The following is a 19,967-nucleotide window of genomic DNA, read 5'->3' as shown; positions in this document are numbered from 1 at the left end:
AGGGTCAGCGGCCGGGGCGATAACCGACTTCGTTGTCGAGCATCTGCTTCAGGTCATCCAGGCCTTCTTCCAGGTCGGCGGAGATCGGAAGCACCTCTGCCTTGGGAAACCGGTTGCGGAACGCCTCAAGATTTTCCGCGGAGCCTTCCAGGTCCATTTTGTTCGCGATCACCTTCCACGGGAAACGGGCAAGCTCCTCGTCGTATTCCTTGATTTCCTTGCGGAGGATCTCAAAGTCGGACACGGGATCCCGTCCCTCGCTGCCGGCCATATCGAGCACGAAGAGAAGCATCTTGCAGCGGGTCACGTGGCGGAGGAACTCATGGCCCAGTCCGCGGTTGTCATGCGCGCCCTCGATGAGCCCGGGGATGTCCGCGACCGTGCAGCGGCGGAAACCGGGGAACTCCACCACCCCGACCATCGGCTGCAGCGTGGTGAACGGGTAGGAAGCCACCTTTGGCTTCGCCGCGGACAGCTTGCCCAGAAGGGTGGATTTCCCCGCGTTCGGGAAGCCAACGAGGCCGGCATCGGCGATGCGGCGCAACTCGAGATAAAACACGCCCTGATCACCCGGTGTGCCAAGGGTGTGCTCCACCGGAGCCCGGTTCGTCGGAGTTTTGAAATGCCAGTTGCCCTTGCCGGGTTCCCCACCCTTGCAGAGCACGAATTCCTGTCCTTCCTCCGTCAGGTCCGCGATGGGCTCAAGGTCGATCCCTTCATCGCTCCGCTCGAAATCCACGGCTTCGTTGATCGTCACGGCATTGCTCCGATAGATGACCGTGCCTGGAGGCACCTTGCCGATGATCTTCTTGCCGCTCTTTCCCGTCTTCCGGGTACCCGCGCCGTTCTTCCCGTTCTCGGCGATGAGCTTGGGATCGTAATGGTACTGCCGGAGGTTGTCGGTCGAGTTGTCCACGACCAGCACAACGTCCCCCCCCGCTCCTCCGTCTCCACCGTCCGGGCCGCCGCGGGGAACGAATTTCTCCCGGCGGAATGCCACGACGCCGTCTCCGCCGTCGCCCGCCTTGGCCAAAATCCGGATGTGATCAATGAACATGCACGCCTGCCATGCCATCCCCTACCGCCGCGGTCAACGGGAATGAGGCTTCCTTTCAACTCCGTTTTTGCTTTCCGCTGTCCCGTCCTGCCGGTTGAATCCCGCCATGCTCCACCGGATCAAAACCCTCGCAACCCTTTTCCTGCTCTGCCTGGCCCCTGCCGCGGATGCCGGCGGCAAGAAAGAGGACACTCCGGTCATCTCGTTCCACATGGAGACGGATGCCACGGACAACCCGAAAATGATCACCGAAGTGCCCATCGGCGGCAACCAGGTCAAATACTTCCGCCGGATGTCCGAGATCACCATGAAAGACGTGGTCGCCTTCGGTCCGTTTCCGGATGACCTGGGCGGCAATACCTATGGCATGGCGCTCGTCCTCAAGCCGAACGCCAAAAGACGGCTGGCCGCCAGCACCGCAGTCAACATCGACCGCTGGATGATCGCCCGCGTTAATGGCACCGTCCGCGATGGCGTCCGCATCGACAAGCCGGTCGAGGACGGAGTGCTGGTCATCTGGAAAGGCGTGACCATCGAGGAAATCAATCATCTGGACAAGACCCTGCCCCGGATCGGTGCCGAGGCGGCGAAGGAAAAGAACAAGGAAAACAAGGAGGACTGACTCTCCCATGGCTTTCCGTTTTCTCTCTCCATTCCTGGCCCTCGCACTGTGCGCGTCCGCGCAGCAGGTTCCCACGGACACACCGCCTGCGATCGATCTGCGCCTCCCCACCGAAAACACCCATCTCTTTTCCGGTGAACCGGAGAAGTTCTACATGTATGTGGACCGGAATTTCGAAGGCCAGCACACGAAACCGTGGGAGGCAGGTTCCTTCGGCTTCGTCCGCACGCCCATCCGGGTGAACGAGGAAGTGGTTCTGACGAAGTTCCACGAAGGGATCGACATCGCGCCCATCAAGAGGGACGCCGCGGGAAATCCGCTCGATCTGGTGAGCAGCATCGCCGACGGAACCGTCGTCCACATCAGCCCACTGGCGGGACGCAGCAACTACGGCAAATACGTGGTGGTGGAGCACCGCTGGGAGAATTCCTCCGTCTATTCCCTCTACGCGCATCTTTCAAAGATCACCGTGAATCCGGGCGATCCCGTGAAAGCCGGATCCGTTCTCGGCCAGATGGGATTCACAGGGGATGGCATCAACCGGGAACGCTCCCATGTCCATCTGGAGATCGCGTTCCTGATGAGCCGCCACTTCGATGACTGGCAGAAGAATTTCGGAGGCGGCATCAACTACCAGGGTTTCTTCAATGGCATGAATCTCGCAGGGGTGCCCGTCGCGGAATTCTACCTCGCCCACAAAGCGAAACCGGAACTCTCTTTCAGCGAGTATGTCCGGTCCGTACCTGTCTATTTCAAGGTCTCCGTCCCGGCGCCCCAGACAGGCACCTTCGACTTCATCGAACGCTATCCCTGGATCGTGCAGGGGGATGCGAAGAACGCTGTTTCCTGGGACATCGCCTTCAGTGCGACCGGGCACCCCATTGCTTTCATCCCCGGCACGAAGCCGGTGGTCGCGCCCATCCTCTCCAGCATCCGTCCGTCCGCCGTCCCCCACCGCCTGCTGACGCGCGGACTGGTCATCGGGGAGGGTAACCAGGCCTCCCTTTCCCCCAACGGGAAAAAACTCGTCGCCCTGCTCACGGACGATTTTCCGAAGACCCCGGCCCAATAATCCACTATGTCCACCATCCTCGACAAACTCGCCTCCCTCGGCCTCACCCTGCCCGCCGTTCCAGCTCCTGTCGCAGCCTATGTGAACTGCGTCCGCACCGGGAACCTGCTCTTCCTCTCCGGCGGCCTGCCTATTGACGGCGACAGGAAAGTGATCGGCAAGGTCCCCACGGACGTCTCCATTGAAGAAGCCCAGGAGGGTGCCCGCATCATCGTCCTCAACAGGCTGGCGATCATCCAGGAAGAGATCGGTTCTCTGGACAAGGTGAAGCGCATCGTCGCCCTCAACGGTTTCGTCAGTTCCGAGCCTGACTTTTACGGCCATCCCCAGGTGGTCAACGGCGCCTCCGAGCTGCTGGTGGAAATCTTCGGCGACAAGGGCAAGCATTCCCGCACCGCCCTCGGCGTCGCAGCCCTGCCCCTGAACGTCGCGGTCGAGATCAACCTCATCGTCGAGGTGGAGGATTGATGCCAACCTCAGCCTGCCGGGTTCCGCATGTGGATCGACTCCCACAACCATCTGCAGGATCCCCGGCTCGCTGATGGTCCGGACCTCATCCGCGCCATGCGAAAGGCCGGAGTGGAACGCTGTGTGGTGAACGCCACCCGCGAGGCTGACTGGCCCGCCGTCAGGCAGTTGGCGGAGACTCACTCTGACTTCGTCCTCCCCGCCTACGGCATCCATCCGTGGCAGGCGCACACCGCCACCGCCGGCTGGCAGGACCGCCTGCGGAGCTTGCTCCTCGCGGATACCCGGGCAACCGTCGGGGAGATCGGCCTCGACCGATGGATCGCGCAACCGGACATCGGCATACAGATGCCGGTGTTCCTGGACCAGTTGGAGATTTCCAGGGATCTCGACCGGACTGCGACGATTCATTGCCTGAAGGCGTGGGACGCCCTTTTCACGGCGTTCAAGGAACAGCCTCCTCCCACCCGATTCCTGATGCACTCGTTCGGCGGCTCCATCGAGATCGCGGGCAGGCTTATCCCGCTCGGCGCGTATTTTTCTTTCTCCGGTTATTTCCTCCTACCACGGAAAGCGAAGGTGCTGGAAACCTTCCGCCAGTTGCCGGAGGACCGCATCCTGCTGGAGACGGATGCTCCGGACATGGCTCCTCCCCCGGAAGCCATCACGCACCCGCTGCCGGATGGCTACAATCATCCTGCGAACCTGCCGTCCATTGCCGGTGGGCTTGCCCGCGGCATGGGCATCCCGCCGGAGGAGCTGTCCCTCAGGACCGGGGATAACTTCCGGCGTTGCTTTCCTTGACGATCCTTCCCAAAGGGGAAGTCCCCTGACGCGGCAGCGTCATGGAGTGCGGCGGCCCTCCGCCGCTTTTGGGGGAAGAGATCACCTGCCTGACGATGTGGGAGAAATCACCCCGTCACAACCTGTGGATGGCGTTTTCAGTTGGGATACAGTCCCATCCGCAACTGATAGCGGCAGGGACTGCCGCACTCCATGACGCTGCCGCGTCGTGAGGCGGACGCCCACGGCCATCGGGAATAATAATCCAGCGTTCAAGGTTGGACGTCACGCGCACGATGTTCATGCTCCCGCCGTGAACCTCGCTGATTTCCGCAAAGAATATTCCGGTCGCGGCCTGCACCGCTCCGAGATCCACGACGATCCCATCGCCCAGTTCTCGGCCTGGTTCGCGCAGGCGGTGGAGCTGGAAGTTCACGAGCCGAACGCGATGACACTGGCCACCGTGGATGAAACAGGGATGCCCTCCCAGCGCACCGTGCTGCTGAAGCGCTTCGACGCGCGCGGATTCACTTTCTACACGAACTATCACAGCCGGAAGGGTCGGGAACTGGCAGCGAACGCGAAAGCCAGCCTGCTTTTCCCGTGGCTCATCCTGGAGCGACAGATCATCGTCCAGGGAACCGTTGAAAAGACCACCGCTGAGGAGTCCGAGGAATACTTCCTCGCCCGCCCGCGCGAATCCCAGATCGGCGCCTGGGTTTCCGAACAGAGCAAGGTGATCCCGGACCGGGATTTCCTCACCGCCCGTCTCGCGGAGTTCGGTGAGAAATTTTCCGATGGCCCTGTGCCGCTCCCGCCACACTGGGGCGGTTACCGGGTCATCCCGGAAACCATCGAGTTCTGGCAAGGCGGTCCCGCGCGGCTCCATGACCGTTTCCTCTACCGGCGGGAATCCGGTGGTTGGAACATCGAACGCCTTTCCCCCTGATCCCACATCCTTTGCCCATGACATTCCTGTTTTCCTCCACCCCTGCCCGTTGCCTCGCGGTTCTCCTCGCACCGATTTTCTGCGCACTGCTCCCTTCCTGTGCGACGGACGAGGAGCCGATTCCAGTAACCAAAAGCGGAGAGGTGATGCGCCCCCGGTTGGTGGGCAGAGTCGCCAGCGTGCCTTCGGACAAACGCTTCATCCTCATCCAGAGCTACGGAGACTGGAAAGTCGCCGCGGGGACCGTGCTGATCGCCCACGGCGCGGATGGCCGCACGGCCAACCTGCTGGCAACCGGCGAAGTGATGGGCCAGTACGCTGCGGCTGATGTCCAATCCGGCGAAGTCCAGCGCGGTGACTCCGTGTACTCCCGGGAACTCACGAAATCCGTTGCTCCGGATGCAGCGCCCACCAGTCCCGGGACACCCGAGATCCCCCCACCCGCTCCCGCCACCAACGAGGTCCCGATTCCATAATGTCAATTTTAAAAAATAGTTAGCATTCCTCAATTTCTTTTCTTTCCAAATTAGCTGCTTTTTTATAAAACGATTTCGTCCCGATTGAAATCAGTGCAGCCATTTTGGAAATCCATTAACTTTAGGGTTGATAACTATCCGGTTTTCCGGGTAGCTTCGGATTCGCAATGGCTGTGCTCCCTTACATGTCCCCAAACATGAACACTACAACCAGCCATAATGAAACTGAGTACATCGAGCGCTCCGGCCTCGTCGGTGAAAGCCGACGCAGACCGACTTGCTGACTTCGTCCTGTTCACGCAACGAAGCTGCATCCTGAACCTGTCAACAGAACTCAACAAAGGTAACATTTCGTTTCCGCAGTTCTTCCTCCTCACCTATCTGTCCAGCGAAGATTATCTGACCATGTCCGACATCGCGAAGAAGATGGGCCACTCGACCGCAGCCGCCACCGGCCTGGTCGATCGGTTGGAGAAACTGTCCTATGTTGAGCGCATGCATGCCGCTGAAGACCGCCGCAAGATCATGGTGCGCATCACCAACAAGGGAACCGAACTGGTTTCCAAGATGCGCAAGGAGATTGCGACCGATCTCGCCGGTATCCTGGCAGGGATGGATGAAGAAGAGGCGGAAACCGTCGAGCATACGAAGCGCGCCATCCATGGCCGCGCGATCGCATGACCGCCGCCCGCCCCTGAAAACAGCTTGGCGAAGCTTCAGTGCCTCCGTTACGGTCCCCGCGTGACGGAGGCGCTCCCATTTTTAGACCCTATCAATGCCATCCCCGGCATGAAGGCGGCATGGGTCGGCCGCATCCCCGGTTTGGAAATCACCGGCGACCGCGTGGTCGCGATGGAGCAACTCCGGCCCATCCATGAGACCTCCGTGGAGGAATTCGCCGGCACCGGGGCCGCTTGGTGGCGTGCGGAGCAGGTCCATGGAACCGAAGTGGCCGTCGTTCCCGGCACCGCCACAACGGATGCTCCGGACGGCCTACCGGTGGTCCCCGGCGTGGACGGCCTGCTCACCAATGAACCCGGCGTGGTGCTGGCGATCTACGTGGCGGACTGCGGTCCCATCTGGCTCGCGGACAGGGTGACGGGAGCCATCGGCCTGCTGCATTCGGGGAAGAAAGGCACGGAGGGCAACATCCTCGCAAAGGCGCTGGAGACCATGGCGCTCAAGTTTGGGACCGTCCCGGAAGACGTGACCGTAGTTCTGGGTCCGTGCATCCGGCCTCCGCAGTATGACGTGGATTTCGCCGCGGAGATCGGCAGACAGGCGGGTTCCGCCGGGGTGCTTGATTTCCATGATCTCGGAGAGAATACCGGTGCCGACCTTCGGAAGCACTACAGCTACCGAATGGAGAAAGGCATCACCGGCCGGATGATGGCGCTGATCTGCAAGGAGCCATGACCCAATACGCCATCGAAGCCCCCGCCAAACTCAATCTTTCCCTGCGCATCCGCGGGAAGCGGCCTGACGGCTACCATGAGCTGGAAACCCTGATGGTCACGCTCCCGGGGCTCGCCGACCAGCTCACCGTCACCCCGGCGGAGGCATTCTCATTCACCTGCGACGATCCCTCACTGCCGACCGACGGGACAAACCTCGTCGTCAAATCCGTGCGTGCCTTTGAGACCGTCAGCAGCCTGCCCTGCCATGTCCACATCCATCTGGAGAAGCGGGTGCCGCATGGCGCCGGACTGGGTGGAGGCAGCAGCGACGCCGCGTCCACGCTGCTCGCGCTCAACTCCCTGCACGGTTCCCCACTGGACCTTGCTGCGCTCACGGACATCGCATCCAGCCTCGGCTCTGACATTCCGTTTTTCCTCACTCCGGAGCCTTCCTGGTGCACCGGTCGGGGTGAGATCGTCCAGCCCGCGAAGCCGTTCTCTCCCCTCCCCGTCCTCCTCTTCAAGCCCTCCTTCGGCGTGTCCACCCAGGACGCCTACGGACGTTTCGCCAGTGGTGATGAAATTTCAGGGATCGACTACAGCGCTCGGAAATTTCCATTCGGGGATCTCATCAACGATCTCGAGCGACCGGTTTTCGCGAAGCATCGCTTCCTCGCGGAACTGAAGCAATGGCTTCTCGATCACCCGGCAACGGAAGCTGCCCTGATGAGCGGCTCCGGCTCCACGGTGTTCGCTATTCTGAAAGATCCTTTGCAGGCAGACGTCGTCGCTGACCAAGCCCGCAAGGCCCTGGATCCGCACCTGTGGTCATGGAGCGGTATAACGGGCGCGTGACGGGAGCTCAGGGTAGCGGGATGGCGCAGCCATCACGCCGGCTCAGGGGCGGGATGACGAAGCCATCGCCGTTGTAACGTGCTAGAACATGCGGTTTGGGAAATGTCCATGTAGGACGAACCGAGCGTAGGCGTAGGATCATTGAGCTGGTGCGATTCTTCCAGATGACGCGCCTATCTCGCCACCTTGCTTGAGGCTGGGCGGTCCGGCGCGAGACGGCCAAATTCTCTTGCCCGGAGATGCTTCCTCGGAATGGTAATTCCGTGATGCTGAACAAACTTTCCGAAAGGTTGAACCGGCTGCTGGTCCGCTGGAAAGAGGAGCCGCTCATTCCCTTTGTCCTGCTTGTCATCGCGGGCAGCCTCTGGGGTTTCACGGAGATCTCGGACGAGATCGGGGAAGGTGATGCGCATTCGCTGGACCGGCAGATCCTGCTTTCGATGCGGGAGCCGGGCAATCCCTCGGATCCGATCGGATCGGTGAAGCTGGAGGAAATGGGGCGGGATCTCACTGCACTGGGCGGCTTTACCATCCTCACCGGCCTGACCGTATCTGCGGCCGGGGTGGCTCTCGTGATGCGGAAGCGACGGCTGGCAGGGATCATCACGGTGGCGGTGATGGGAGGAATGATCCTGACCACGTTCGTGAAACGCGGATTCGATCGTCCACGGCCTGACTTGGTGCCGCACGGGGTGGTGGTCACGAACGCCAGCTTCCCAAGTGGTCATGCCATGATGGCCGCGGTGGTGTATCTCACGCTCGGCCTGCTGTTGGCACGGATCCAGCCGCTCCGTCCGCTGCGGCTCTATATCGTGGCGCTCTCGGTGATGATCACGCTGCTGGTGGGCGTCAGCCGAGTGTATCTGGGTGTCCATTGGCCGACAGATGTACTGGCAGGGTGGACGCTGGGAGCTGCATGGGCGCTTGCTTTCTGGCTCATCGCAATCCGACTGGAGCAGAGATAGTGCGGTTCTTCGCGTATTCTACAGCCATCCCGAGACGGAAGGGTCAGATTGCTTTCATGACCAAGGCGACAAGACCCACGTGAACCACCAGCAGCAGTCCGCAGAGGATCATGATGAACCGGGCAGCCTTTCGCCGCGCATCGGGAAGCCTCCAGCTTTTCCACAGATCCATGGCGGCCATGCCCAAGAGGCTCCAGAGGCCCGTGTATCCGGTCCACAATCCGATGAAGCTTCCGACCTCCACAACAATATGCCCGGATGTGGAATCGACGATGGACGCCAGCACCATGGCGACGACGCACACCGCTGCGGACTTCGGTATCGGCATGCGGGACAAGGTCACCCGGTAAGATGGAGGCGGACAGCGTCCTGTCCATTCCCGCTCCGCCCTCACACCCGGGCGCTCTCGTTTTTGAATCGGGCGTCTTTTTTAAATCGGGGACATTTCCTTCACTTTTGGGAGATGTCCGGCGAATGAATGCGACTCCTTTGGCAATACCCCCCCTCCCCCCATGAGGCAGTGGCCTGCCTGGCATGAGGTTGTGGAAGAGGGTGACCCTCCGCACCTTGTTTAGGGTGGCGTGCGGACATAGCCCCTGCCACTCGGTTGCCCCCTGGATGTTGTCGAGGTTGGGGGGATGGAACTCGGCCGGATTCCCCGGTCCATGAAAGGAGCCGGGCCAGCTCGCTCCGGACCCTTCCCCCCAACCGTCCGGCCCCGCATGGCGGGAAATCCGGAGGCCCGGAGGAGGCTCGTCGCGATGGGGCTATTGAACCACAGGCGGAAAGCCGCGCCAACCTGACACTATTCACAAGAACACCACCGAGCAACTTGCCCAAAGGCCTTTGACTGATGAACTATCCACTTCAACACACGATCCCTTTCACAGCCCCATCGATTCGTCCGAAAAACCTCAAAGCCCGAACCTCCTGAGGGTCTGGCTTTTAATATGGCTCCGGCGATTGGGATCAAACCAACGACCTAGTGATTAGCAGTTACCCGCTCTGCCGCTGAGCCGGAGGATGTGTGCGTGGCCCTCTGGAACTCAGGGATTGCGAGAAAGGATTCGCCGGCATCAACCAGAACTTCGAACAGATCGGCGCGGCGGTCCATTCCCTGATCGGCATGCTCCATCGCGGCGAACTGGGAGTCCCTGCCACCGCCCAGAAGATCCTGATCGATGGAACATGGACGGACGGTGACACGCTCGGGCACGTTTGAATCGCCTCCGGTGTTTGCCCACCCCTGCGCAACGAAAATCCTCCTGCCCAACCTCCTCTCTGCCAACCACATAGCGGCTATCATAGCCTTGATCGGCTTGACCAAGCTCCCTGAAATCAGTAAGATACTGACTTCATGCTGGATCCAGAAGCCGAAGATATTCCACCGCTGAAACCTCCTCAGGTTACGCGGAAAACCAAGAGGAATATGCCCCGCTCACTGCTGACGGAAGCGAAAGCCAACAAGAAAGACGAGTTTTATACCCAGCTCGTGGACATTGAGCGGGAGTTACAACATTACAAACATCATTTTCAGGGCAAGGTCGTCTACTGCAACTGTGACGATCCCCGGATCAGCAACTTCTTCAGATATTTTTCAGATAATTTCGCGCGGCTCGGCCTGAAAAAGCTGATCTCTTCCTGCTACAAAGAACAGCAAGTTGATCTGTTTTCAGAGAAAGAAAATGAACCCGCCATCTATATTGAATGCGATTCCGGAGACGCCAGTCCTGATTTCGTAAAGGAAAACATCAAGACCTTGGAGGGCGACGGAGATTTCCGAGGCCCCGAAAGCACCAAATTCCTGACCAAGTCCGATATCGTTGTCACCAATCCCCCATTTTCCCTATTTCGCGAGTACATCGCACAATTGATCAGGCACGATAAGAAATTCCTGGCGATCGGAAACATAAACGCAATCACCTACAAGGAGATTTTCAGCCTGATTCAGCAGAACAAGGCATGGTTGGGAATCAACCTGGGGCGGGGCATCTCCGGATTCATCGTCCCGGAGCATTACGAGCTTTACGGAACCGAGGTTGAAATTGACGCATCAGGCAACAGGATCATCTCCCCCAACAATTGCCTTTGGCTCACAAACCTGGATACCTTCAAGCGCCACGAGGATATCATCCTCACAAAAACGTATGCGGGCAATGAATCCCATTATCCGAAATATGATAATTTCGACGCCATAAATGTCGACAGAACGCAAGACATCCCCAAGGACTATTGCGGCCATATGGGCGTCCCGATCACCTTCTTGCACAAGTTCAACCCGGATCAGTTCGAAATAGTAAGGTTCAGAAAGGGAAACGACGACAATGATCTGTCGATCAACGGGAAATGCCCTTATTTCAGAATCATCATCAGAAACAGGAGACCTGCAATCCCACAACAATCATAATGAGCAAGAGACAAACCGGCAGACTGACGGACCAGCATGTTACATCAGGTGGCGCAGTTGGGATTTTTGGCGAAGACGCCCAGGAACACGAGAAGGTTGTAGGTCAGGCGAGCAAAAATGTTCACAAAATGCTCGGGGATGCCTACCCCCGATATAAGTTCAGATTGCGCCAGGCAATCAAGAAGCAGGAGATAAACGAGAAGCTGAACTCCATTGATCCACGTTTGGGAGAGACGCTGGTCGTCAAGGATTCGAAGATCAGGCCCGACGGCGGTGTTATTGAAGTTTTGGACCGGGATGGCAAGTGGCGGGTCATTCTGGTCACCGAGGCAAAATTCCAAGGCAAGGACATCGAAAACATCAGAGCCGGAGTGCTTGTTGGAAAGAACAAGAATCAGGTGCTGATGGTGGCCGGCAATGCAATCGAGCGGGTCTACAAGAACATCAACGAGGTAAGGAATTTCATGCTGGATGAATACCACTTCCCTTACGTGGTGTTCTTGCAGGGTTCAAATTTCGCAACTGAGACGATTCAGGTTTACAAGCCAGATGGCACACTTCTCGAAATCAGACATGATGTGGGTTCTTTGAACCGAATCGACCGGGTATCGGCGGCCAATTTCTGCATGAAAATAAATAGAAATTATTGCAGGAACATATTTATAGCCCACAAAAACGCTTCGATCATGCTCCAAGCCGCCTCAATTTATGCAAGGTGCGATCCATGGAGTATGGAGGAAATGGAGGCTGTTATGCTCGAGATTGCAAATACCTCGTTAGGGACACTGAACCAATTGGGATAGTGCCAGTCAGATTGTGAAGCGCCGCCTCGACCGGCTGGAGAGTCTATGAATACCACCGTTTTCTGAACAAATCTCAACAGGCAAGACCTCCTGATTGAGGGAATTTCGAAACAGCCCGCTTTTACAGCCCCCCGGTGACTTTCACCAAAAACAACAAAGGACTGAACCCCTTGGGGTTCAGTCCTTTGTGATGGCTCCGGCGGTTGGGATCGAACCAACGACCTAGTGATTAACAGTCACCCGCTCTGCCGCTGAGCTACACCGGATTTTCCATTCGCATCCGCTTCCGCGGCGCGGGCGGACGATGCGACGCGATGGTGGTATCACGCAAGGGAAAAATGGTTCAAATGCATCAAATATTTCACACGGCGAATCCGCCTGCTGTTCAACCACCTGCAGCGAGGGTCACGATCTCCACACGGGATCCATCCTTCACGCTGGTGTTGCCGTAGTTTCTGGGGAAAACAGCTTCCTCATCCACCTCGATGACCACGGGCTTGCCGCCGAGGCCGAGGTTCTCCAGCAGCTCGCTGAGGGTCATGGGACGGTCAAGCGGATGGGAGTTTCCGTTGAGTGTGATGGTTGTCGCTGGGGTCATCTCCATTGGGAAAGTTGCTCGGGGAACGGACAGTTCGCACAGTCCGAGAAATCCTCCAGGCAGAAGTCCTGGTAGATCTGGAGGAGCGCCTGGTGATGGGCCACCCGCTTCAGCCACGGCTCCGCCGCTTCCATGGAACCGAAAAGACGGAGGGCGCAGCGCTTCACCTTTTCGTTCGGCGCGGAGCTGCGGAGCTTGTGATACTCGCGGAACGGGATGGCATCATCGTGAAGGGCCAGTGGAATGAGGTGGTTGGCAAGCAGTTCCAGCGCCTGCGTGCGTCCGAACAGGGCGATCTTCGAGGTGGATGCGCCGGAGGTGAGTGTATGCCTGCGGGACCAGAATGGATGCTCCAGTTCCTCAAGGAACTCGATGACCGGACGCGGCTGGAAGGGCCGGGCGAGGGCGAGCTTCCGGTAGGTGGGCCATTTCCTGACCAGCGTGGCGAGCGTGCCGATGCGGCGGTGCGGATGGTTCGCCGGGCGTTGGCCGCCACAACGCCACGGGATGGCACGGGCTGCGGTCGCTTCATAGGAGGTACGTTCCCGCCACCAGTTCTCCCACAGGTCGCGGAGATATTCCCGGGTGTCATCGGGTGCCTTTTCGTGAAGTTCAGGAGAAAGGAATCCGGCCGCGCCGAAGAGGATGGCATCCGTGCGGTTCGCATCCGCACCCAAGGCGGTGAGAGGCACCCGCTGGGTGAGCATGCGCATGGCGAGCGAGTTCCCCCGGTAGCCGAGCGTCTCCGCCGTTGCCTGGAACAGGGCGGCATCCGTGCCATGGACATCCGCCACACGGCGGTAGCGGGCGGCCTTCAACTCCGCCCGATGTTCCGCCGCTTCACGCAACAACCGCTCGACCGCACCCACCGGCAGATGCCGCAACGGGGCGACACAGCGGCCCGGCCGGGCGATGGCTACTTCCTGCTGCGGACGGTTGAGCGCGTCCGCGAGCTGCGCGGACGAGATGAGAACCTGTGGAATGCCGCGGTGGTCGCAGGTGCGGACGTAGGTGCGCCGCGCTTCCGGCTGGAAGCTGACGTGGAGGATGACATCCCTGAACGATTCGTTCGAGCCATGGCGGTGCCATTCCCAATCGGCGGCGGAGGTATCCAGCTCGAGATCCCCCGTTTTCATTTCCCCGTCCAACTCGATGGCGACCTGGCGGAAATCCGGCCCGGGTCCACGGTTCCATTCTCCGAACTGGACGAGCTTGACCGACTGTCCATCCACGGTGCGGAAATCCCTGCCGAACGCTCCGGAAAACCAAAGTGCCTGCAACTCCAGCTCCGGAGGCAGGGTCCGGCTCGCCGTCTCGGCAAATGCGAGCGGAGGATGCCAGACGGACTCGAGCAGGAAGGTGTAGGTCATGGATGCGATGCCGGATTTACCCATTTGATCTCGTGCATCATTGCTTCGGTGTGGCCGGCGGCGGCGCGGGAGGATCCAGGATGTCCAGCCAACCTTTCGCGGCGGTGGCCTCGGGCAGCGAACCGTAGACCTCCCCGATCGCCTTGAGATCCCGGATGGCGAGATCTTTCCGCCCCTCCTTCCGCTCGATGGCGGCCAGGTTGAGCCGTTGCCGCAGCTTGTCCTGCGGAGATTGGTAGTTTTCCTCCGCATTGCGGAACCAGAGGGTACCTTCCGCCATGCGTCCGGCCTCCACGGCTTCCAGTGCGACCGCCTCGGAAACGATGCCGCTCTTCATCCTCACCGCCGCGCCCATCAACTGCTTTTGCCGGGTGGCGCTGTCGGAAGGCCATTTCATGGCGGCGGCCCGGAGGGCGCGGAAATCATTGTCACCCGCGGCCATCCCGCCCGTGTTGTCCAGATGAAGAAAGGGACGGTAGAACGGGTCCCCGAGGATGATCCCCTGCCATGAAGCCACCGGGATGGACATCCAGCAGGCTTCCACCCAGGTGTGCCCGGCCAGCAGCCGCTTGTGGAGGATCTCGAAATAATGGGTCAGCCCCAGGTAGGGCTCATAGACGTTGCCGATGGTCGCCGCAGCGCCCTTCTCCAGAAGACCCGCGCTCCAGTTTTTCGTGGGATCCTGCAACTGGTCCGCGCTGAAGGAGTGGAGGTGCATGGCCACCGCGCCTTTGCGGAATCTGAATGCCGGGTTCACGAAAGGTCCGCTGAGATTCCAATCATACCACCCGTAGTAAAGGGAGGCGTCCGTCATGGGGTAGTTCATCGGCAGCGTGTCGTTGAACCGGTCCACCACCGTGGGGATACCCACGTTCCGGTTCTCGATGACGATCGCGTTCAGCCAATCATCCCCTTGGGGGAATTTGTTCGCGATATCGACGTAGGCCCTGCCCCACAGCCCGGTTTTCTCCACTTCCAGGGCATCCTGGATCATGCGTGCGCAGGTGGCGAAGCTGGCGCCATCAATCCGTGAAGTAAGGATCAGGAATGGAAAGGCGCTGTCCGAGATGGGCTTCTCACTGCCAAAGAAGGCATTCTTCAGCACACCCTGCGCCGGGAGACCTTCCGCGCCGAACATGGCCAGTTCGGAATCCACGGACGCTTCGTTCCGGCCCGCGATGGGATCCTTCTCCGGCACCTTGAAGCCTTCCGGGAGCGGCGCTGGCTGGATCTTCAGGGGGACGCCCTTCATGATGACCAGCACGCGCATGTCGTTGGAGGTGGGGAGCAGCACCCCGCTGGCATCCTTGCCGCGGCTCCACCATGAGCGTTTGTCGAACTCCCCGCGGAGAGGGTTCTGGATTTTCGTGATGTAGTCTTCCCGGCTGATGTCCTGGGCGACCGGCATCTCCAACCCGATGAGATTCCCCTCCGGGATGTCGCGCGCCTGGCGGAATGTCTCCGCAAGCTGCTTCGACTCCGGGACCGCGGTGTTGTACAGAACGGCCACGGCATGCGGGTCCAGCTCCTTCGCGGAAACCGGCAGCACGGCCACCAAACAAAGACAAATCCGGGCGATCCTTCTCACTCCGGCAAATGATGACCGCTCCGCGACACCTTGCAAGCCGTCTGATGCCACCTCCTCCTCCCTCGGACGAATCTCAGTCCCCCAGTTTCGAGAAACTCATCCCACGTGCGGAAATGCCGAATGTGCCACCTTCATTCCTCCCGAGGTAGGCGGTGTATTTCCAGCCCTGCTTCAACTGGGGCGGTGGTGACGGCCCCACCCATCCTTTCGCAGGCACCGGCCGGTGGTAGGTGATGGTGATGGAGTCCCCCTCCTTCACCCCGGAGCCGGTGCGGGTCACCCCCGTGACGGTGGCTCTCACGGTCTCCGTGTAGGAGGACCTGTCGAGAAATCCCTTCGGCTTGGAATCCACCTGGTCCACCCGGATCCGCAGGACCTCCGCCGCCTTGTTCCGGAGATCATCATACACCTGTGGTGGCAGCTCCGCCCGGAGGGGCGTGACGATGGCGGCGACCGCCCCGGCGGCCCCCAGGAGATGCTTCATGTCCATGGTGGGAATGCTGGTCATCCCGCCGGCAAAAATCAAGTTACCTCAGTTCCAGTCCGTCCCAAGCCACCTTCACGTGGTCCGGGATCATGGAAGAAAGCTTCTCATGATCATTCTCATGCCCCAGGTGCGTGAGCCAGACCTCGGACGCCTCCGTTTCCTCCGCCACATGCAGGGCTTCGCCCACGGAAAAATGGGTGGGGTGCGGATCGTTCCGCAGCGCGTCCACGATCAACACATCCACCCCTTTCATCAGCGCGATGGTGGACGGCGGGATCACTTTCACATCCGGGATGTAGGCCATGCCCTTCGCCTTCGGATGCTCGAAGAGAAATCCCATCGTATCCACCGAGCCGTGGTTCACCGGCAGCGGAGTGACCCTCAGCTCGCCATAGTGGAAAGGCCCATCGATCACGACGGCCGCAGGTTTCACATAGCCGGGATAGCGGTTCTCCGGAGCAAATGCCCACGCGAACATCCGCCTCAGGTCCTCCAGCGTGGCCTTGGAGCCATGGATGGGAAGCGGCTGGGTCCTGCGCCAGCAGAAGGCCCGCAGATCATCGAAGCCTACGACATGGTCCATGTGGGCATGGGTGTAGAGCACCGCATCCACCTGGCTGAGGCCCTCGCGGAGAGCCTGGGCGCGCAGGTCCGGCCCGGTATCCACCAGCAGAGAATATTCCCCTGTGGTGACCACCACGGAGGCCCTGGTGCGTTTGTTCATCGGGTTTGAGGAGAGGCATACCTCACAGCCGCAGCCGATCACCGGCACCCCCACCGATGTCCCGGTCCCCAGAAATTTCAACGATAACGCGCCCACCCGGGCAACGTCGCAAACGTGTTCCATTTCCGCCACCCCATTATTCGATGTTCGCTTGATCACCCGCCCGGTTTGCCCTCATCTATCGGTTGTCCATCCCATGCTCACCCTTCTCAAGATCCGCAACCTCGCCCTCGTCCATGAACTTGTATGGGAACTCGGCTCCGGGTTGATCGGTGTGACCGGGGAGACCGGCGCGGGGAAATCCGTCATCGTTGGGGCGCTGAAACTCATCCTCGGGGAGAGGGCGGACAAATCGCTGATCCGCACCGGAGAGGACTCCTGCTCCGTGGAGGCTGTCTTCGAGCTTTCCGATCCTGCGGAGATCAACGCCATCCTGGAGGACGGCGGCCTGGATGCCTGCGATGACACGCAGCTCATCGTCCGCCGGGTCATCGGCACCACGGTGAACCGGCAGTTTGTGAATGATTCCCCGGTCACCCTTTCCCTGCTGAAGAAGATCGGCGAACATCTGGTGGATCTCCACGGCCCGCACGACCACCAGTCGCTTCTTTCCACGGACAGGCAGCTTTCCATGCTGGACGCCTACGCCGGGGCGGAGTCCGCGCTGACCGCCTACCGCCAGACCTACCGGGCATGGCGGGAAAAATCCGCCGAGCTGGATGAACTCCGCCACGCGGAAAGCGCCAGCGAGCAGGAACTGGATCTGCTGCGCTACCAACTGGAGGAGATCAGCAACGCGAACCTCAAGCCTGAGGACGAGAGTGATCTGGAGGACCGCTGGCGGCGCGCGTCGAATGCCTCACGCCTGCTGGAGAGTGCATCCGCCGCTGCCGCCGCGCTGAACGGCGAGGACGGCATCCTTGAGAAGCTGGGCGAAATCCAGCGGCTGGTTCGCGATCTCCAGAAACTCGATCCATCGATCACCGAGCGCACCGGCTCACTGGAAACCGCCACGCTCGAACTCCAGGATCTGGAAGCGACACTCGCCGACTACGTCGGGGAACTTGAGATCGACCCTGCGGAGGCTGCGGGCCTGGAGGAGCGTGTGAACCTCATCGAGACCCTGAAGCGGAAATATGGTCCGTCCCTCCAGGACGTACTTGCTCGCCGGGATGCCGCCGCCACCCGCCTGGACAACATCGAGAACCGCACGGAGAAACTGGAAACCCTGGAAAAGGAACTGGCCGCGGCACGGTCCGCCGTGGAAGGCAGCGCGAAGACGGTGACCGCCGCGCGGAAAAAGGCCGCTCCGAAGCTGGCGAAAGAGATCGCCGCACAGCTCAAGGATCTCGGCTTCAAGCAATCTTCCTTTGAAGCCCCGCTGCTCTCCCTCACCGAGCCGGGTTCCCAAGGTATGGAGAGCGTGGATTTCCAGTTCGGCCCGAATCCGGGCGAGCCCCTGCTGCCACTACGCCAGATCGCCTCATCCGGCGAAATTTCGCGTGTCATGCTGGCGGTGAAGTCCGCGCTCGCCGACCAGGACGCCACTCCGCTGATGGTGTTCGATGAGATCGACGCGAATGTGGGCGGAGAGATCGCCCGTGCCGTGGGCCGGAAGATGGCCGCGCTCGGCACCCGCCACCAGGTGCTGGCCATCACCCACTTTCCGCAGGTGGCCGCCATCGCCGCGCACCACTTCGTGGTGGAAAAGGAAGTCACCGGCGGGCGCACCCGTTCCAGGCTCTATCAGGTCACCGGGGAAACCCGCGTCCAGGAGCTGGTCCGGATGCTGGGTGGCGGCGGCGAGCAAGCCCGAGCCATGGCTGTTTCCCTGCTCAATCCCTGACCATGTCCCGGACTTACAAGGCCATCCCGGAATGCACCGAACTCCCGTCCAGGGATCTCGCCGCATCCCTGGGACTGCCATGGAAGAACCCCGGCATGCCACGTCTCATCATGGGCCGCAGGGAATGGATCGCCCTGCCGGACCTGGGCATCTCCCCGCTCAAGGCGAAGATCGATACCGGGGCGCGCAGTTCCAGCCTGCATGCGGAGAACCTGCAACTGTCGGAGGACAAGAAGACCGTCCGCTTCACCACCGTCAACCACCGCCGGAGGAAGATCGACTGCGAGTGTGCGGTGTCCCGCATCGCCCGGGTGAGAAGCTCCACTGGAGAAGCCTTCAGCCGCGTTTTCATCGAGACAAAGGCCATGCTCCCCGGTGGCTTCGAGTGGACCATCCAGCTCAGCCTCAATGACCGTTCGGTCATGCTCTGCCCCATGCTCCTCGGCCGCCGTGCGCTCAGCGGCTGGTTCCTCATCGACTCCCAGAGCGCCCACCTGATGGGGCCGTTGAAGGAGCTCTGAAGCACATGGAACCTCCCATGACCTGACTCACCTTGCCGCATACAAATCGTAATTTTTCGTCACGAAATTTTTCGTTACAAACTGGGGTTTCCATGATCATCCTGCCGCATGCCCTCACCCGTGGAATTCAGCAAGGCGTTGGCCGATCCGATACGCTGGCGGATCATCCGCCTCGTGATGCTGGAGCCGCTGTGCGTCTGCGAGCTGGCGGATATCCTGGAGATGCCCCAGTCTTCGGTATCCAGCCATGTCCAGATCATCCGGAAAGCCGACCTTCTGGAGAGTGAAAAGGTGGAGAAGTGGACGTATTTCCGGATCCGTTCCAACCACCTGAAACTCATCCGCAGCATCGCGGCCCTGTCCACGGAGGATGAGATCCCTCATCCGGGGGATACCGGACGGATGGATGCACGCCTGTCCCGCCGCCAGGGAAGTTGCTGTCCCGGCCCCGTCCATCTGAAAGGCCGCCGTCCCAACCAACCATCCACCGAATCACGATGACACTTTCCGAGATCAAGAAACTCCTCGCCGATCATGGCGGCCTCCACTTCCGGATCCGCCTTCCGGACGGAGGTGATGTCCCGCAGTCGTTCCATGTCACCGAGGTCGGCCGGGTGCACAAGACGTTCCTCGACTGTGGGGGCACATTGCGGGAATCCACCACCTGCCAGCTCCAGATCTGGGTCGGACCGGACTACGACCACCGGCTGGAAACCGGGAAAATGGCGGCGATCCTCGGCAAAGCGGCGTCCTATCTCCCGGATGAGAGCATCCCCGTGGAGATGGAATACGAGGACAAGGTCATATCCCAATACACCATCTCCGGCCACTCTCTGGAGGACGGTGCGGTGGTGCTCCACCTATCTCACAAACACACGGAGTGCCTGGCACCGGAGCTCTGTGGATTGCCTCCCCTGCCCGCTGCGGGAAAACTCAAAGCCCCATCCCTTTCGTGCGGACCGCGAGGTTGCTGCTGAGC

The 19,967-nt window shown here is 60.3% G+C and carries 24 protein-coding genes and 2 tRNA genes; 18 read left to right on the top strand and 8 right to left on the bottom strand.

Going from position 1 to position 19,967, the window contains the following annotated elements:
* Positions 1-4: 4 nt before the first annotated feature.
* Positions 5-1,057 (bottom strand): GTPase ObgE, encoded by a 1,053-nt coding sequence (gene obgE / locus OVA24_RS11975; RefSeq protein WP_267670037.1) that lies wholly within the window; start codon positions 1,055-1,057, stop codon positions 5-7.
* A gap of 106 nt (positions 1,058-1,163) precedes the next feature.
* On the opposite strand from obgE, the gene OVA24_RS11970 reads away from it, so the two are divergent.
* The 11 genes from OVA24_RS11970 (at position 1,164) to OVA24_RS11920 (ending at position 8,994) form a co-directional block, all read left to right on the top strand.
* Positions 1,164-1,679: a hypothetical protein gene (locus OVA24_RS11970; RefSeq protein ID WP_267670036.1), complete on the top strand. Its 516-nt coding sequence runs from the start codon at positions 1,164-1,166 to the stop codon at positions 1,677-1,679.
* Between the two features lie 7 nt (positions 1,680-1,686).
* Positions 1,687-2,751 (top strand): M23 family metallopeptidase, encoded by a 1,065-nt coding sequence (locus tag OVA24_RS11965; RefSeq protein ID WP_267670035.1) that lies wholly within the window; start codon positions 1,687-1,689, stop codon positions 2,749-2,751.
* A gap of 6 nt (positions 2,752-2,757) precedes the next feature.
* Complete coding sequence (locus tag OVA24_RS11960; RefSeq protein ID WP_267670034.1) at positions 2,758-3,219, top strand: RidA family protein; 462 nt, start codon at positions 2,758-2,760, stop codon at positions 3,217-3,219.
* 27 nt (positions 3,220-3,246) lie between these two features.
* Positions 3,247-4,023, top strand: coding sequence for a TatD family hydrolase (locus tag OVA24_RS11955; protein WP_267670033.1), 777 nt, complete (start codon positions 3,247-3,249; stop codon positions 4,021-4,023).
* A 292-nt stretch (positions 4,024-4,315) separates the two neighbouring features.
* Complete coding sequence (gene pdxH, locus OVA24_RS11950) at positions 4,316-4,951, top strand: pyridoxamine 5'-phosphate oxidase (protein WP_267670032.1); 636 nt, start codon at positions 4,316-4,318, stop codon at positions 4,949-4,951.
* A 17-nt stretch (positions 4,952-4,968) separates the two neighbouring features.
* The gene (locus tag OVA24_RS11945) at positions 4,969-5,427 is read left to right on the top strand and encodes a hypothetical protein (protein WP_267670031.1); all 459 of its coding nucleotides are present in this window, start codon (positions 4,969-4,971) and stop codon (positions 5,425-5,427) included.
* 219 nt (positions 5,428-5,646) lie between these two features.
* The gene (locus OVA24_RS11940; protein ID WP_267670030.1) at positions 5,647-6,108 is read left to right on the top strand and encodes a MarR family transcriptional regulator; all 462 of its coding nucleotides are present in this window, start codon (positions 5,647-5,649) and stop codon (positions 6,106-6,108) included.
* A gap of 108 nt (positions 6,109-6,216) precedes the next feature.
* Positions 6,217-6,843, top strand: a complete 627-nt coding sequence (locus tag OVA24_RS11935; protein WP_267670029.1) for a laccase domain-containing protein — start codon at positions 6,217-6,219, stop codon at positions 6,841-6,843.
* On the top strand, positions 6,840-7,679 hold the full coding sequence (ispE, locus tag OVA24_RS11930) for a 4-(cytidine 5'-diphospho)-2-C-methyl-D-erythritol kinase (RefSeq protein ID WP_267670027.1): 840 nt from the start codon (positions 6,840-6,842) through the stop codon (positions 7,677-7,679). The genes OVA24_RS11935 and ispE overlap by 4 nt, the downstream gene beginning before the upstream one ends.
* 266 nt (positions 7,680-7,945) lie before the next feature.
* Positions 7,946-8,644 carry a phosphatase PAP2 family protein gene (locus tag OVA24_RS11925; protein ID WP_267670026.1) on the top strand — a complete coding sequence of 233 codons (699 nt, stop codon included), beginning with the start codon at positions 7,946-7,948 and terminating at the stop codon, positions 8,642-8,644.
* Between the two features lie 179 nt (positions 8,645-8,823).
* A complete protein-coding gene (locus OVA24_RS11920; protein ID WP_267670025.1) occupies positions 8,824-8,994 on the top strand; it encodes a hypothetical protein in 171 nt (56 codons plus the stop codon).
* 601 nt (positions 8,995-9,595) lie between these two features.
* Here the strand turns inward: OVA24_RS11920 and OVA24_RS11915 are convergent.
* Positions 9,596-9,665: transfer RNA gene (locus OVA24_RS11915), tRNA-Ser, on the bottom strand.
* A 6-nt stretch (positions 9,666-9,671) separates the two neighbouring features.
* Between OVA24_RS11915 and OVA24_RS11910 the strand changes: the two genes are divergently transcribed.
* The 3 genes from OVA24_RS11910 to OVA24_RS11900 all read left to right on the top strand — a co-directional run bounded on the left by OVA24_RS11910 (position 9,672) and on the right by OVA24_RS11900 (position 11,854).
* The gene (locus tag OVA24_RS11910; protein WP_267670024.1) at positions 9,672-9,866 is read left to right on the top strand and encodes a hypothetical protein; all 195 of its coding nucleotides are present in this window, start codon (positions 9,672-9,674) and stop codon (positions 9,864-9,866) included.
* Positions 9,867-10,073: 207 nt separating this feature from the next.
* On the top strand, positions 10,074-11,051 hold the full coding sequence (locus tag OVA24_RS11905; protein ID WP_267675284.1) for an adenine-specific methyltransferase EcoRI family protein: 978 nt from the start codon (positions 10,074-10,076) through the stop codon (positions 11,049-11,051).
* Positions 11,048-11,854: an EcoRI family type II restriction endonuclease gene (locus tag OVA24_RS11900; RefSeq protein WP_345783441.1), complete on the top strand. Its 807-nt coding sequence runs from the start codon at positions 11,048-11,050 to the stop codon at positions 11,852-11,854. The genes OVA24_RS11905 and OVA24_RS11900 overlap by 4 nt, the downstream gene beginning before the upstream one ends.
* Before the next feature lie 191 nt (positions 11,855-12,045).
* Here the strand turns inward: OVA24_RS11900 and OVA24_RS11895 are convergent.
* The 6 genes from OVA24_RS11895 to OVA24_RS11870 form a co-directional block, all read right to left on the bottom strand.
* Positions 12,046-12,120 (bottom strand) — tRNA-Asn (locus OVA24_RS11895).
* A 119-nt stretch (positions 12,121-12,239) separates the two neighbouring features.
* Complete coding sequence (gene thiS / locus OVA24_RS11890; protein ID WP_267670022.1) at positions 12,240-12,452, bottom strand: sulfur carrier protein ThiS; 213 nt, start codon at positions 12,450-12,452, stop codon at positions 12,240-12,242.
* Positions 12,449-13,822 carry a DUF2851 family protein gene (locus OVA24_RS11885; protein ID WP_267670021.1) on the bottom strand — a complete coding sequence of 458 codons (1,374 nt, stop codon included), beginning with the start codon at positions 13,820-13,822 and terminating at the stop codon, positions 12,449-12,451. Before OVA24_RS11885 ends, thiS begins: the two co-directional genes overlap by 4 nt.
* A gap of 37 nt (positions 13,823-13,859) precedes the next feature.
* Positions 13,860-15,377, bottom strand: coding sequence for a TIGR03790 family protein (locus tag OVA24_RS11880; protein ID WP_267670020.1), 1,518 nt, complete (start codon positions 15,375-15,377; stop codon positions 13,860-13,862).
* Positions 15,378-15,483: 106 nt separating this feature from the next.
* Positions 15,484-15,894, bottom strand: a complete 411-nt coding sequence (locus OVA24_RS11875) for a hypothetical protein (RefSeq protein WP_267670019.1) — start codon at positions 15,892-15,894, stop codon at positions 15,484-15,486.
* Positions 15,895-15,937: 43 nt separating this feature from the next.
* Positions 15,938-16,621, bottom strand: a complete 684-nt coding sequence (locus tag OVA24_RS11870; protein ID WP_267670018.1) for an MBL fold metallo-hydrolase — start codon at positions 16,619-16,621, stop codon at positions 15,938-15,940.
* A 196-nt stretch (positions 16,622-16,817) separates the two neighbouring features.
* Here OVA24_RS11870 and recN point away from each other — a divergent pair, with 196 nt between their 5' ends.
* The 4 genes from recN to OVA24_RS11850 all read left to right on the top strand — a co-directional run bounded on the left by recN (position 16,818) and on the right by OVA24_RS11850 (position 19,965).
* Positions 16,818-18,467, top strand: coding sequence for a DNA repair protein RecN (gene recN, locus OVA24_RS11865; RefSeq protein WP_267670017.1), 1,650 nt, complete (start codon positions 16,818-16,820; stop codon positions 18,465-18,467).
* A gap of 2 nt (positions 18,468-18,469) precedes the next feature.
* Positions 18,470-18,988, top strand: coding sequence for an ATP-dependent zinc protease family protein (locus OVA24_RS11860; RefSeq protein WP_267670015.1), 519 nt, complete (start codon positions 18,470-18,472; stop codon positions 18,986-18,988).
* A 108-nt stretch (positions 18,989-19,096) separates the two neighbouring features.
* On the top strand, positions 19,097-19,489 hold the full coding sequence (locus tag OVA24_RS11855) for an ArsR/SmtB family transcription factor (RefSeq protein ID WP_267670014.1): 393 nt from the start codon (positions 19,097-19,099) through the stop codon (positions 19,487-19,489).
* Positions 19,486-19,965 (top strand): DUF6428 family protein, encoded by a 480-nt coding sequence (locus tag OVA24_RS11850; protein ID WP_267670013.1) that lies wholly within the window; start codon positions 19,486-19,488, stop codon positions 19,963-19,965. Before OVA24_RS11855 ends, OVA24_RS11850 begins: the two co-directional genes overlap by 4 nt.
* Positions 19,966-19,967 lie beyond the last annotated feature (2 nt).

It is taken from the genome of Luteolibacter sp. SL250 (assembly GCF_026625605.1).
Classification (GTDB): Bacteria; Verrucomicrobiota; Verrucomicrobiia; order Verrucomicrobiales; family Akkermansiaceae; genus Luteolibacter.
The sequence above is the reverse complement of the archived record's forward strand: the minus strand, read 5'-3'. Positions and strand labels throughout refer to the sequence as shown.

Excerpts from the sequence above, each read along its gene's own strand:
- obgE (WP_267670037.1), bottom strand. The coding sequence starts at position 1,057 with ATGTTCATTGATCACATCCGGATTTTGGCCAAGGCGGGCGACGGCGGA.
- OVA24_RS11970 (WP_267670036.1), top strand. The coding sequence starts at position 1,164 with ATGCTCCACCGGATCAAAACCCTCGCAACCCTTTTCCTGCTCTGCCTG.
- OVA24_RS11965 (WP_267670035.1), top strand. The coding sequence starts at position 1,687 with ATGGCTTTCCGTTTTCTCTCTCCATTCCTGGCCCTCGCACTGTGCGCG.
- OVA24_RS11960 (WP_267670034.1), top strand. The coding sequence starts at position 2,758 with ATGTCCACCATCCTCGACAAACTCGCCTCCCTCGGCCTCACCCTGCCC.
- OVA24_RS11955 (WP_267670033.1), top strand. The coding sequence starts at position 3,247 with ATGTGGATCGACTCCCACAACCATCTGCAGGATCCCCGGCTCGCTGAT.
- OVA24_RS11945 (WP_267670031.1), top strand. The coding sequence starts at position 4,969 with ATGACATTCCTGTTTTCCTCCACCCCTGCCCGTTGCCTCGCGGTTCTC.
- OVA24_RS11940 (WP_267670030.1), top strand. The coding sequence starts at position 5,647 with ATGAAACTGAGTACATCGAGCGCTCCGGCCTCGTCGGTGAAAGCCGAC.
- OVA24_RS11935 (WP_267670029.1), top strand. The coding sequence starts at position 6,217 with ATGAAGGCGGCATGGGTCGGCCGCATCCCCGGTTTGGAAATCACCGGC.
- ispE (WP_267670027.1), top strand. The coding sequence starts at position 6,840 with ATGACCCAATACGCCATCGAAGCCCCCGCCAAACTCAATCTTTCCCTG.
- OVA24_RS11925 (WP_267670026.1), top strand. The coding sequence starts at position 7,946 with ATGCTGAACAAACTTTCCGAAAGGTTGAACCGGCTGCTGGTCCGCTGG.
- OVA24_RS11920 (WP_267670025.1), top strand. The coding sequence starts at position 8,824 with ATGCCCAAGAGGCTCCAGAGGCCCGTGTATCCGGTCCACAATCCGATG.
- OVA24_RS11905 (WP_267675284.1), top strand. The coding sequence starts at position 10,074 with ATGCCCCGCTCACTGCTGACGGAAGCGAAAGCCAACAAGAAAGACGAG.
- thiS (WP_267670022.1), bottom strand. The coding sequence starts at position 12,452 with ATGACCCCAGCGACAACCATCACACTCAACGGAAACTCCCATCCGCTT.
- OVA24_RS11885 (WP_267670021.1), bottom strand. The coding sequence starts at position 13,822 with ATGACCTACACCTTCCTGCTCGAGTCCGTCTGGCATCCTCCGCTCGCA.
- OVA24_RS11875 (WP_267670019.1), bottom strand. The coding sequence starts at position 15,894 with ATGAAGCATCTCCTGGGGGCCGCCGGGGCGGTCGCCGCCATCGTCACG.
- OVA24_RS11870 (WP_267670018.1), bottom strand. The coding sequence starts at position 16,621 with ATGAACAAACGCACCAGGGCCTCCGTGGTGGTCACCACAGGGGAATAT.
- recN (WP_267670017.1), top strand. The coding sequence starts at position 16,818 with ATGCTCACCCTTCTCAAGATCCGCAACCTCGCCCTCGTCCATGAACTT.
- OVA24_RS11860 (WP_267670015.1), top strand. The coding sequence starts at position 18,470 with ATGTCCCGGACTTACAAGGCCATCCCGGAATGCACCGAACTCCCGTCC.
- OVA24_RS11855 (WP_267670014.1), top strand. The coding sequence starts at position 19,097 with ATGCCCTCACCCGTGGAATTCAGCAAGGCGTTGGCCGATCCGATACGC.
- OVA24_RS11850 (WP_267670013.1), top strand. The coding sequence starts at position 19,486 with ATGACACTTTCCGAGATCAAGAAACTCCTCGCCGATCATGGCGGCCTC.